Below are 11,749 nucleotides of genomic sequence, written 5' to 3' on the forward strand. Positions count from 1 at the left end.
GTTCCGGCCGTGCGACCTCGGTGTCCGTTCGCCGCCAGCACTCTTGTGGGGCCGTCGCTGGAATGGACGCATGACTTCTCGAGGAATCCTCCATGACAAGGTGGCCCTGGTGACCGGGGGCAGCCGCGGTATCGGAGCGGCGACGGCGGTGCGGCTGGCGCGTGAGGGCGCCGATGTAGCGATCACCTATGTGAACGGCAAGGAGGCGGCGGACGACGTCGTACGGGCCGTCGAGGCGCTGGGGCGCCGGGCCGTGGCTCTGCGGGCGGACTCCGCCGACGCGGACGAGGCGGCGGGAGCGGTGCAGCGGACGGCGGAGGCGCTCGGCGGCCTCGACGTGCTGGTGAACAATGTGGGCGTCGGGCTGCTCGGGCCACTGGACAGCATCGCGCTCGCCGATGTGGACCGAGTGCTGTCCGTGAACGTACGCGGCGTGTTCCTGGCCTCCCAGGCGGCCGCGGCGCGGATGACGGACGGCGGACGGATCATCACCATCGGCACCTGCATGACCCAGCGGGTGCCGGGGCCCGGCGGGACGCTCTACGCGACCAGCAAGTCGGCGCTGATCGGTCTGACGAAGGCCCTGGCGAGGGAGCTGGGCGGACGCGGGATCACCGCGAACATCGTCCACCCCGGGCCGATCGACACCGACATGAACCCGGCCGACGGCCCGTACGCGGCCGGCCAGGCGGCGATGACCGCGTTGGGACGCTTCGGGACGGCCGAGGAGGTGGCGTCGACGGTCGCCCACCTGGCGGGGGCGTCGTACGTCACCGGGGCCGAGTTCTCCGTCGACGGCGGGCACGCGGCGTGAGCCTCGCGGGGCGCACCGGCGCGCCCCGCGAGTCGGATGGAGGTCGTCAGCCGCCCAGCTCCTGGTGCCGGGCCGCCAGCCGCGTCGCGCCCTCCTGCGTCAGGGAGCCGAACAGGCGCAGACGGGAGATGCCTCCGTCCGGGAAGATGTCCACGCGCGCGTGCGTGCCGACGGCGGGCGTGGGCAGGACGAAGCGGTGGTCGGTGTCGGGCTGGAGCCGGGTGCGCGGCAGGACTTCAGTCCACTCGCCGTCCTCGCCGTCCCGTACCGACACCGACGCCCAGCCCGCGCTGTTGCCCTTCAGGTACGCGGTGTCGATCTCGATCGCGCGGATCTGGGACCGGTCGACGAGCCGGTAGCGGATCCAGTCGTTGCCCCGGTCGCGGCGGCGGCGGGTCTCCCAGCCGTCGTCCATCTTGCGGGAACGGCCCGGCTGGATGGTGTTGGTGGCCGGCGAGTAGAACAGGTTGGAGGCGTCCTCGACCTGGCCGCCGTTCTCCAGGGCCACCACGTCGAAGGTGCCCAGCACCGACAGCCACTCGGGATCCGGGACCACCTCGCCGTACACCCGCAGACGGGCGATGCCGCCGTCGGGGTGCTGGTTGACGCGCAGGTGGGTGAAGCGCTGTTCCACCGACACGGGGAAACCGTTCGCCGCGTGGCCGCCGACCGGGGTGCGCGGGAGAAGCGTCGTCCACTTCACGTCGTCGGCCAGCAGTTCCTGCGGGGACGGGGAGCCGGGCACCGAGGCGCCCTCGATCGAGACCGCCTGGGGGTAGTTGCCGCGGAAGTGGGCCGTGTCGACCACGATGCCCCGGACGACGCCGGGCGCGCCGAGCCGGACCAGCGCCCAGTCGTGGTCGTCGGGCGCGGGCCAGGGGTGCTCGGCGGAGACGCCGCGCCGGCGTCGGGTCTCCCAGCCGTCCATGATCTTGCCCTTGTGCCCGAAGTGTTCGGGGTCGAACTCGGCGCGCTCGGGCACCAGCAGGTTCTCGCGCTGGGCGAAGAACTCGTCGTTGGCGGCGATGACTCCGGCACCGAGGCGGCGGTCGGCGAGGTTGGCGTACTGGGTGAAGGGGAAGTCGGCGGTGCGGTAGTCCGCGTAGGGGTCGCCGCCTGCGTAGGGGTTGGCGTCGCCGGTGAAAGTCGCCAAAGGGAATTGATGCTGCGCCGTCACGGTGATCAGGGCTTCCTTTCGGGAGTCGGGATTCAGGGGGTGCGGGTGAGCAGGCGCCCCTTCGGTGCGGTGAACTCGCCGTCCGCCACGATGCGTTCGCCGCGCAGCCAGGTGGACTTCACGACGCCGCTGAGGGTCCGGCCGGCGTACGCCGTGACGCGGTTGCGGTGCTGGAGGGCCGCGGGGTCCACGGTGAAGGTCTCGTCGGGTGCGAGGACGGCGAAGTCGGCGTCCCGGCCGGCCTCGATGGCGCCCTTCTGCCCCAGTCCCACCAGTTCCGCCGTCCGCGTGGACATCCAGCGGGCGACGTCCTCCAGGGTGTGCCCGCGTTTGCGGGCCTCGGTCCACACCGCGGCCAGGCTGAGCTGGAGGCCGGAGATGCCGCCCCAGGCGGTGGCGAAGTCGTCGGTCTTGAGGTCGGCGGTCGACGGCGAGTGGTCGGTGACCACACAGTCGATGGTGCCGTCGGCCAGCGCCTGCCAGAGCAGGTCCTGGTTGGCGGCCTCACGGATGGGCGGACAGCACTTGAACTCGCTGGCCCCGTCCGGGACTTCCTCGGCCGTCAGGGTCAGGTAGTGGGGGCACGTCTCGACGGTGAGCCGGACGCCCTCGGCGCGGGCCTCGGCGATCAGCGGCAGTGCGTCGCTGGAGGAGAGGTGCAGCACGTGCACGCGCGCGTGGAGGCGCTTGGCCTGCGCGACGAGGTGGGCGATCGCGGTGTCCTCGGCGTCGCGGGGCCGCGAGGCGAGGAAGTGGGCGTACTTCGGTCCGCCCTGCTGCGGGGCGGCGGCGAGGTGGTGCGGGTCCTCGGCGTGCACGATCAGCAGGCCGTCGAAGGCGGCGATCTCGGCCAGGGACCGGGCGAGTTGCTCATGGTCGAGGTGGGGGAACTCGTCCACGCCCGACGGCGACAGGAAGGCCTTGAAGCCGAAGACGCCGGCGTCGTGCAGCGGGCGGAGGTCCTTGACGTTGCCGGGCAGGGCGCCGCCCCAGAAGCCGACGTCGATGTGGGCCTTGTCGGCGGCGACCTTCTGTTTCGTACGGAGGTTGTCGACCGTGGTCGTCGGCGGGAGGGAGTTGAGCGGCATGTCGACGAGGGTGGTGATGCCACCGGCCGCCGCCGCGCGCGTGGCGGTCCAGAAGCCCTCCCACTCGGTGCGGCCGGGGTCGTTGACGTGCACGTGGGTGTCGACCAGGCCGGGCAGCAGGACGTGGTCGCCGACGTCCTCCAGACGTGCTCCGGCAGGTACCTCGGCGTCGTGGGGCAGTACGGCCCTGATCGTGCCGTCGGCGACCGCGACCGACGCGGCGCGCGTTCCCTCGGGCGTGATGACGCGCGTCGAGCGCAGCACCAGTTCAGCGTCGGACACCCGGACCCCTCTCTGCCGCCGTTAACTTCCGCGTAACGGAATTCAACTTTCTGTTGAAGGAGTCTTCACTCCCGTTCCCGCACCGTCAAGGGCACACTTCTCCACAGTGCACCCGACGCCCACTCTCTGGACGTTTCCACAAAGCGGAATTAGCATTCCAGCACGCAGAACGTAGCTACGCACAAGCGGGGAGTCAACCGACTGCCGGGTAGGCTGCTGCCTTTCCCGCCCGTTCTGCCTGTGCCGAAAGGAACGCGCCGTGCCGACGTCCAGCGCCAGCACCACCGACTCCGCCAAGCCCGCAGGCGGCGGTGGTGTCCAGTCCCTCGAGCGCGCCTTCGATCTGCTGGAGCGGATGGCGGACGCGGGCGGTGAGGTCGGGCTGAGCGAGCTCTCCGCGAGCAGCGGGCTGCCGCTGCCCACCATCCACCGTCTGATGCGCACCCTGGTGGCGTGCGGTTACGTCCGCCAGCAGCCCAACCGCCGCTACGCGCTCGGCCCGCGGCTGATCCGCCTCGGCGAGTCCGCCTCCCGGCTGCTCGGCACCTGGGCCCGCCCCTACCTCGCCCGGCTGGTCGAGGAGACCGGCGAGACGGCCAACATGGCGCTGCTCGACGGCGACGAGATCGTCTACGTGGCCCAGGTACCGTCCAAGCACTCGATGCGCATGTTCACCGAGGTCGGCCGGCGCGTCCTGCCGCACTCCACGGGCGTCGGCAAGGCGCTGCTGGCCGGTTTCCCCGATGACGAGGTGCGCTCCCTGCTCTCCCGTACCGGCATGCCCGCCGCGACGGAGAAGACGATCACCACGCCGGACGGCTTCCTCGCCGCGCTCGACGATGTGCGCCGCCTCGGTTATGCCGTCGACGACAACGAGCAGGAGATCGGCGTGCGCTGCCTGGCGGTGTCGGTGCCCGACTCCCCCACCGCCGCCGCGATCTCGATCTCGGGCCCCGCGGGGCGGGTGACGGAGGCGGCGACGGACCGGATCGTGCCGGTGCTCCAGCAGGTGGCGACGGAACTGTCCCAGGCGTTGGCGAGTTCCGGCACCCAGTAAGGATCAGCGGCGCGGCGGCGGGCCGAACAGCTCCACCGCGCTGCGTACGTCCGACAGTCCTTGCGACAGCGCGCTCACGGAGCCGATCGCGCCGGCGATCAGCAGCAGGGAGCGGCGCAGCCGGGGAATCTCGGGGGTGCCGTCGGAGGTCATCGCGGCGAGCGCGGCGAGCTCGTCCTCGGCGGCGGCCCGGTCGGGGAATTCGGCGGGGTGCGCGGCGAGTTCGCGACGCAGCCGGGACACGGCGGTCCGCAGCTCCGCCACCCTCGGGTCCTCGTCGCTGCCGGTCACTGACCTCTGCCCCAAGCTCCGCAACACAGCTCTCCCCCCTGGCACGCCGTTGTGCGCAGTGATGTCCGATCCCGCCGTGCGGCCCCGTGGCGTTGGTCGGGCGCCGGGGGACGCGGGCCAGTAAACGCCACCCGGTACGGATGCGCCACCGCGGAGACCGAAATTCAGTCCGTGGAGAGCGCCGAGTCCACCCGGGGTCAGGTATGCAGGACCCATGACGGATCGCAACGAACAGCCGGTCGCGGGACTGCTCCTCGCCGCGGGCGGCGGACGCAGGCTCGGCGGACGGCCCAAGGCACTGCTCGAACACCGGGGCCGGCCGCTGGTCGAACACGCGGTGGCGGTGCTGCGCGCGGCCGGGTGCACCCGCGTTCATGTGGTCCTGGGGGCCGGCGCGGACGCCGTACGGGAGCGGGCGGAGCTGCCAGGCTGCGTGCTCGTGGACAACCCGCTCTGGGAGCAGGGCATGGGCACCTCACTGCGCGCCGGGCTGGACTCGCTCGCCGGGACGACGGCGCGGGCCGCGCTGGTCTCGCTCGTCGACCAGCCCGGCATCGGCCCGGAAGCGGTGGCCCGGGTGCTCGCCGCCCACCGGGGCGAGTCGTCGCTGGTGTCGGCTGCATACGACGGCGTGCGCGGTCACCCCGTCCTCTTCGGCGCCGCGCACTGGGCGGACATCGCCGCGACTGCGACCGGCGACCGGGGGGCACGCGCCTATCTGAAGGCCCATGAGCAGGAGATCACGCTCGTCGAGTGCGGGGACGTGGCCCGTGCCTATGACATCGACACCGAGGCCGACCTGGTCCACCTTGAGTGAGCGGGGTGGCACCGAGCGCCACCTTGCCTCGACCCGGAGAATCTCGACATCAACAAACCATTGAACTTCCACCATGAGGAAACTAGTATCCACTGATCAGAAGCGCCCGACCGTCCTACGGGCGTCCACCGCCCCCTTCGTGCCCCTGACACCCGGTGCCACGGCACGGCGGTGATGCACGTGGTTCGCTGAAGTAGCTCGCTGAAGGAAGTGACAGCTCATGTCCGCACCAGCGCCGTCTCCGCTGGCCATCGTCGACGCCGAGCCCCTGCCCCGGCAGGAGGAGGTCCTCACCGACGCGGCGCTCGCCTTCGTGGCCGAGCTGCACCGCCGGTTCACGCCCCGGCGTGACGAACTCCTCGCCCGCCGCGCGGAACGCCGCGCCGAGATCGCCCGCACCTCCACGCTCGACTTCCTCCCGGAGACCGCACAGATCCGCGAGGACCCCACCTGGCGCGTCGCGCCCGCCCCGGCCGCGCTGAACGACCGCCGGGTCGAGATCACCGGCCCCACCGACCGCAAGATGACCATCAACGCCCTGAACTCGGGCGCCAAGGTCTGGCTCGCGGACTTCGAGGACGCCTCCGCCCCCACCTGGGAGAACGTCGTCCTCGGCCAGCTCAACCTGATCGACGCCTACACTCGCCGCATCGACTTCACGGACCCGGCGTCGGGCAAGTCGTATGCGCTCAAGGCCGATGAGGAGCTGGCGACCGTCGTCATGCGGCCCCGCGGCTGGCACCTGAACGAGCGTCACCTCACCGACTCGGACGGCCGTCAGGTCCCGGGCGCCCTCGTCGACTTCGGCCTGTACTTCTTCCACAACGCCCAGCGCCTGCTCGACCTCGGCAAGGGCCCGTACTTCTACCTCCCGAAGACGGAGTCGCACCTGGAGGCCCGCCTCTGGAACGACGTCTTCGTCTTCGCGCAGGACTACGTCGGCATCCCCCAGGGCACCGTCCGCGCGACCGTCCTGATCGAGACGATCACGGCGGCGTACGAGATGGAGGAGATCCTCTACGAACTCCGCGACCACGCCTCCGGGTTGAACGCCGGCCGCTGGGACTACCTGTTCTCCATCGTCAAGAACTTCCGGGACGGCGGCCCCAGGTTCGTCCTGCCGGACCGCAACGCGGTGACGATGACCGCCCCGTTCATGCGCGCGTACACCGAACTCCTCGTCCGCACCTGCCACAAGCGCGGTGCGCACGCGATCGGCGGCATGGCGGCGTTCATCCCGTCCCGCCGGGACCCCGAGGTCAACAAGGTCGCCTTCGAGAAGGTCCGCGCCGACAAGGACCGCGAGGCGGGCGACGGCTTCGACGGCTCCTGGGTCGCCCACCCCGACCTGGTCCCCATCGCCATGGAGTCCTTCGACCGGGTGCTGGGAGACAAGCCCCACCAGAAGGACCGCCTGCGCGAGGACGTCGACGTCAAGGCGGAAGACCTCATCGCCATCGACTCCCTCGACGCCAAGCCCACCTACGCGGGACTGGTCAACGCCGTGCAGGTCGGCATCCGCTACATCGAGGCCTGGCTGCGTGGCCTGGGCGCGGTCGCGATCTTCAACCTCATGGAGGACGCGGCCACCGCCGAGATCTCCCGCTCGCAGATCTGGCAGTGGATCAACGCGGGCGTCGTCCTCGACAACGGCGAGCAGGTCACCGCCGACCTCGCCCGCAAGGTCGCCGCCGAGGAACTCGCGAACATCCGCGCGGAGATCGGCGAGGAGACCTTCGCGGCCGGCAACTGGCAGCAGGCCCACGACCTGCTGCTTAAGGTCGCTCTCGACGAGGACTACGCGGACTTCCTGACGCTGCCCGCGTACGAGCAGCTCAAGGGCTGAGACTCACGCCGGTTTGTCCGAGTGGCCCAGGGACTTCTCCGGGGCCACTCGGTCGCGTACGAGCCGCTTGACCGCCGTCGGCTCGGGGAAGCCCTGCTCGCGGCGGTCCCAGACCACCTCGTCGTCCACCCGCACGACGAAGACCCCGCCGGTGCCCGGCTTCAGCGACAGCTCGGTCAGCTCGGCCTCGAACGTCGTCAGCAGCTCCTGCGCCAGCCAGGCGGCGCGGGGCAGCCACCGGCACTGGGTGCAGTACTCGATCTGGACTCGGTGGGTCATCCCAGGTGCACCGACCAATCCTGTTCCGCCGCCGGTTTGCCGTGCAGGTCGGGGACCCGCTTGAGCCACTTCGGGCGGCCCTGCTGTGTCCTCGCCGCGCGCAGGGCCTGCTCGGCGGCGAGTTCCTCCCGGGTGGGGAAGTCCGTGGGCAGCCAGGCCTCGGACGCCTCCACGCGCGCGTGCAGATAGTCGACGTATGCGCGCCGCGCCTCGTCGGGCGTCGCGAAGCCGGGCTCGTCCGCCAGCCAGGCGTCCGGGACCTCGGCCAGCACCTCGCGCAGCAGCTCCTCGGTCACCCGGGGCGCCAGTTCGGCGTCGGCGGCCCGTACGTCGGGCTCGTAGTGGCCGAGGGCATGGTGGCGGAAGTCGTACGCCTTGTCGGGGACGGAGGTGTCCCAGCGATGGTGGAAGACGAGAGCGGCGCCGTGGTCGATCAGCCACAGGCGTGGCGGTGCGACGCCGAGTGTGGGCCAGACCATCAGGTTGGAGCTGTGTACGGTCCGGTCGACGTTCACGGTGAGCGCGTCGAGCCAGACGATCCGGCCGGCCTCCAGCGAGTCGACCGGGAAGGTCCCGGCGAGCTCCGGCGTGAAGTCCTTCGCGCCCGGCAGGTAGTCCATGCCCAGGTTGACGCCGGCGCTGGCCGAGTGCAGGTTGCGCACCTCCTGGTGCGGCTCGTGATCGGCGATCGCCGGGTCGAAGTGCACCAGGACCAGTTCGGGGAAGCGCAGGCCGAGGGCGCGGGCCAGTTCACCGACGATCACCTCGGCGACCAGCGCCTTGCGGCCCTGTGCGGAGCCGGTGAACTTCACGACGTACGTGCCCAGGTCGTCGGCCTCGACGACTCCGGGCACGGAGCCGCCGGACCGCAGTGGGGTCACGTATCGAACGGCAGTCACGTCGCGCAGCACACCGGCAAGCGTACGGCAGGTGGCTTCCGTGCCGATCGGCAATTACGCGCTGACCAGCGGGTTGGGCAGCGGCCGGTAGCGGGCGGCGGCGCCGTCCGCGCCGGTCCAGCGCAGCAGGAGGTTGGTCTTGGCGGGGAGCGTGGGCGAGGTGAGCAGGCTCCTGACCTCCGGGAGGTCGTGCCGGGCCAGTTCGCGGCGGGCCGCCGGCCACGGGTCAAGGCCGGCGTGACGCTCGGCGAGGGCCTCGGCGAGCTCCACCAGATGGTTGACGACCAGGCAGTACACCAGCCGCTCCCAGCCGGCCGCCCGTGACACGTCCGGCAGCAGCTTCACGCCCTCGGCGTCCCGGAACAGTGCCTGCACCGGGGTGCCATCGGCGGCGCAGGCGACCAGCGAGTTCTGCAGGTGCGCCTCCAGTACGACGCCATGGTCGGCGAAGGCCGACAGGACCGGGGGCACGACCTGGCGCAGGTACGCCTCCCACCAGCCGGCCGGGTCGACCGGACCGTCCAGCGGACTGCCCGCGAAGCCCTCCACGAGCCCGGCGGCCAGGAACGGGGTCGCGCCGGGCAGCACATGGCCGCGCGCTCCGTCACGGACGAGGACGGCGAGTTCCTCGAAGGCGAAGCCTGCGGTGCGGTAGCCGCGGTCGGTCAGCCAGGCCGCCGGGCCGCCCGCGAAGGCCCTGGTCACCGCCGTGTCGATGCGGCGCAGCTTCAGCAGGTCGTGCCGCCACAGCCGCCGTACGTCGTTGGTGATCCGCACGTCGAGGCTGAACTTCAGGAACAGGTCGCGCTCGGGGGCGTACACCGTGCGGATCGCGGCTGTCGGCCAGGTCGGGAACGCGGTGGTGCCGAGGCGGATCAGACGGCCGTCGGCGAAGGCCGGGGCGAGGTCGCGGGCGGTCAGCTCGAGCTGCCAGGGGTGGGCCGGCAGCAGCCGGTAGCCGGGCGGGGCCTGCCCGAGGGCGTCGAGCGCCGAGGTGTCGCCCTCCTCGACGACGGTGTCCTCGCGCAGCCCGAGCAGGACCAGCGGGAAACGGGCGTGGGCCTCGGGGGCGTACGGCAGCCAGCCTGCCACCGGGCCGCCGCCGCGGGCCTTGGGGGCGGGGTGGTGGGGGTGGCCGGTGACGAGGGACTGCTCGGAGCGCAGGTAGGGGTCGTCGGGCGGGGTGGCGCGGGCGCGGGCGGCGAGCAGGGCGGCGACGGCGTTGCGGCTGTCGAGCATCTCCGCGGGCAGCTCGTGGTTGGACAGGCCCGTGTGCCGGCGCAGTTCCTCGGCCACGAGCTTGACGAGTTCCGCGTGGTCGAGGCGATGCCAGCGGCCGGCCGTGTACAGCTCTGGTTCCGCGGGCCGCCGCCCGCCACGCACCCGCAGCAGCCGGTCCACGCCGGGCAGCCGGTGGACCCCCGGCCGGCCCGGGAGCGGGAGCGCCACCTCGCGCAGCAGGCAGTTGAGCAGCGGCGCCGCCGCATACGCGTCGGCCCGGTCGGCGACGTCGTCACGTGCTGGGGCGGCTGCGCCGACGGGCGGGAGGATGGGGTCCACGCGTTCCACTCGTTCCCTACGGTTCATATGTGCGGAGACGATCAGTATCGCTGTCGTCACAGCCCGCCGTGACCGCCCTGCCCGCGCCCGACCCGTTCCGAGGAGCCCGCCCGTGCACCGTTCCCCCACCGCCGAGGCCGAGGTCGCCGACGAGCTGTCCGTCCTGCGCCCGGACCTCGCCGCGCGGTACGCGGCCGAGCTGCCCGGCGCCCGGGCGGCCGTGCTGACCCGGCTGTGGCGGGCGCTCACCCATGAGCCGCTGACCTGGGTCGAGGACCGCACCCCCGACCGGGACGGCCTCACCCTGCGCCTTCGGGACGGCCGCCGACTGCATGGGCCGGCCCCGGATCCGTACGCGACCGCCGCGTACGTCACCGCCGTACGGCTGGACGACGTGACGTACGACCGTCCGGCACGGCTGATGACGGACCTCGCCGTACCGCACGGAGCCGACCTCGTGGCCGAACTCGACCACAGTGTCGCATCGTTGGCGCTGTCGCGGGCCGGGCGGCCGGCGCACCCGAAAGAGTGGCCCACGAGTGACTGGGAGTGGGAGCAGCGGGTGGTGGACGGTCATCCGTTCCACCCCAACTGCCGTTCCCGGCCGGGCTTCTCGGTGGCCGAGCAGCTCGCCTACGCGCCCGAACACGGGCCGCGCGTGGGGCTGGGTCTGGTGCCGGTCCCGGCGGAGGCGTGCCTGGTCACCGGTGAGTGGCCGGACGCCCTGCGGGACGGGCGACGGGTGCTGGTCCCGGTGCACCCGTGGCAGGCGGCGCATGTTTTGAAGCGGCCGTGCGAGGCACAGCTCACCGGACACCCGCTGATGTCCCTGCGCACGCTGGCCCTGGACGGCGGACCGCACGTCAAGACGGCGCTGAGCGCCCGCCTGACGTCCTCGGTGCGGGACATCTCGGTCGGGTCGATCGCCGCCTCCATGACGCTGTCCGCGTTCGCGGAGGACATGGCGGCGCACGCGGACGGTCTGCTGCACGTCACCCGCACGCTCGGCGCGGTCACGGACGGCTCACCCGATCTCGGGGCCGTCCTGCGCGAGTCGCCGCAGGAGTACGCCGGGTCCGGTGAGCGGGTGCTGCCGGTGGCCGCCCTCGCGACCACCGAGCTGCCGCAATCCACCGCCTGGCTCGGCGAGTTCACCCGGCTGGCCGTCACGGTCGGGCTGCGGCTGCTGGAGCTGGGCGTGGCCCTGGAGGCGCACGGCCAGAACCTCCTCGTCGTACTGTCCGCGACGGGCGCCCCGCTGCGGCTGGTGTACCGCGACCTCGCCGACATCCGGGTCAGCCCGGCCCGGCTGGCCCGGCACGGCATCCCGGTCCCGGAGCTGCCCGCCCGCATCCTCACGGACGACGTGCCGGCCCTGCGCCGCAAGCTGTTCGGGTCGCTGGTGGCGGGCGCACTGGCCGGGACGGCGGGGTCCGGGACGGCCCTGCGGGCCGCGCTGGAGACCGCCGTACGGGATCTGCCGCGCACCCCGGATCTCGTCGCACTGTGCGAGGAACCCATGCCCGCGAAGGCGTTGACGCTGATGCGGCTGTCCCCGGGCCGGCCCGGGGACCGGTGGGCCGAGCTGCCCAATCCCCTTCTGTGATCTTCCGTTTTGGTGCGGGACACCACTGCTCCA

General features: G+C 72.2%; 11 protein-coding genes. 5 read left to right on the forward strand and 6 right to left on the reverse strand.

Features of this window, described 5'->3' with window-relative positions; genetic code table 11:
- Positions 1-70: 70 nt before the first annotated feature.
- Positions 71-814 (forward strand): SDR family oxidoreductase, encoded by a 744-nt coding sequence (locus ACKTSN_RS09380; RefSeq protein ID WP_409468656.1) that lies wholly within the window; start codon positions 71-73, stop codon positions 812-814.
- A gap of 46 nt (positions 815-860) precedes the next feature.
- On the opposite strand, the gene alc is transcribed toward ACKTSN_RS09380, so the two are convergent.
- Both alc and allB read right to left on the reverse strand, forming a co-directional pair.
- Positions 861-1,991, reverse strand: coding sequence for an allantoicase (gene alc / locus ACKTSN_RS09385; RefSeq protein ID WP_409468657.1), 1,131 nt, complete (start codon positions 1,989-1,991; stop codon positions 861-863).
- Between the two features lie 32 nt (positions 1,992-2,023).
- Positions 2,024-3,361, reverse strand: a complete 1,338-nt coding sequence (gene allB / locus ACKTSN_RS09390; RefSeq protein WP_409468658.1) for an allantoinase AllB — start codon at positions 3,359-3,361, stop codon at positions 2,024-2,026.
- A 259-nt stretch (positions 3,362-3,620) separates the two neighbouring features.
- Here allB and ACKTSN_RS09395 point away from each other — a divergent pair, with 259 nt between their 5' ends.
- Entirely contained in the window at positions 3,621-4,418 is a 798-nt protein-coding gene (locus ACKTSN_RS09395) for an IclR family transcriptional regulator (RefSeq protein WP_409468659.1), read from the forward strand.
- A 3-nt stretch (positions 4,419-4,421) separates the two neighbouring features.
- Here the strand turns inward: ACKTSN_RS09395 and ACKTSN_RS09400 are convergent, their stop codons facing one another.
- The gene (locus ACKTSN_RS09400; protein ID WP_409468660.1) at positions 4,422-4,736 is read right to left on the reverse strand and encodes a DUF5955 family protein; all 315 of its coding nucleotides are present in this window, start codon (positions 4,734-4,736) and stop codon (positions 4,422-4,424) included.
- 187 nt (positions 4,737-4,923) lie between these two features.
- Between ACKTSN_RS09400 and ACKTSN_RS09405 the strand changes: the two genes are divergently transcribed.
- Together ACKTSN_RS09405 and aceB are read left to right on the forward strand one after the other, a co-directional pair.
- Positions 4,924-5,526, forward strand: a complete 603-nt coding sequence (locus tag ACKTSN_RS09405) for a nucleotidyltransferase family protein (protein ID WP_409468661.1) — start codon at positions 4,924-4,926, stop codon at positions 5,524-5,526.
- A gap of 220 nt (positions 5,527-5,746) precedes the next feature.
- Positions 5,747-7,372 carry a malate synthase A gene (aceB, locus tag ACKTSN_RS09410; RefSeq protein ID WP_409468662.1) on the forward strand — a complete coding sequence of 542 codons (1,626 nt, stop codon included), beginning with the start codon at positions 5,747-5,749 and terminating at the stop codon, positions 7,370-7,372.
- 3 nt (positions 7,373-7,375) lie between these two features.
- Here the strand turns inward: aceB and ACKTSN_RS09415 are convergent, their stop codons facing one another.
- From ACKTSN_RS09415 to ACKTSN_RS09425, 3 genes are read right to left on the reverse strand one after another with little or no spacing between them, the layout of a single operon-like run.
- A complete protein-coding gene (locus tag ACKTSN_RS09415) occupies positions 7,376-7,651 on the reverse strand; it encodes a SelT/SelW/SelH family protein (protein WP_409468663.1) in 276 nt (91 codons plus the stop codon).
- Positions 7,648-8,562 carry a HipA family kinase gene (locus tag ACKTSN_RS09420; RefSeq protein ID WP_409468664.1) on the reverse strand — a complete coding sequence of 305 codons (915 nt, stop codon included), beginning with the start codon at positions 8,560-8,562 and terminating at the stop codon, positions 7,648-7,650. The genes ACKTSN_RS09415 and ACKTSN_RS09420 overlap by 4 nt, the downstream gene beginning before the upstream one ends.
- Before the next feature lie 42 nt (positions 8,563-8,604).
- Positions 8,605-10,119: an IucA/IucC family protein gene (locus ACKTSN_RS09425; RefSeq protein WP_409474784.1), complete on the reverse strand. Its 1,515-nt coding sequence runs from the start codon at positions 10,117-10,119 to the stop codon at positions 8,605-8,607.
- A 103-nt stretch (positions 10,120-10,222) separates the two neighbouring features.
- Here ACKTSN_RS09425 and ACKTSN_RS09430 point away from each other — a divergent pair, with 103 nt between their 5' ends.
- Positions 10,223-11,716 carry an IucA/IucC family protein gene (locus tag ACKTSN_RS09430; RefSeq protein WP_409468665.1) on the forward strand — a complete coding sequence of 498 codons (1,494 nt, stop codon included), beginning with the start codon at positions 10,223-10,225 and terminating at the stop codon, positions 11,714-11,716.
- Positions 11,717-11,749: the final 33 nt, after the last annotated feature.

Source organism: Streptomyces flavusporus, assembly GCF_046267975.1.
Lineage (GTDB): Bacteria > Actinomycetota > Actinomycetes > Streptomycetales > Streptomycetaceae > Streptomyces > Streptomyces flavusporus.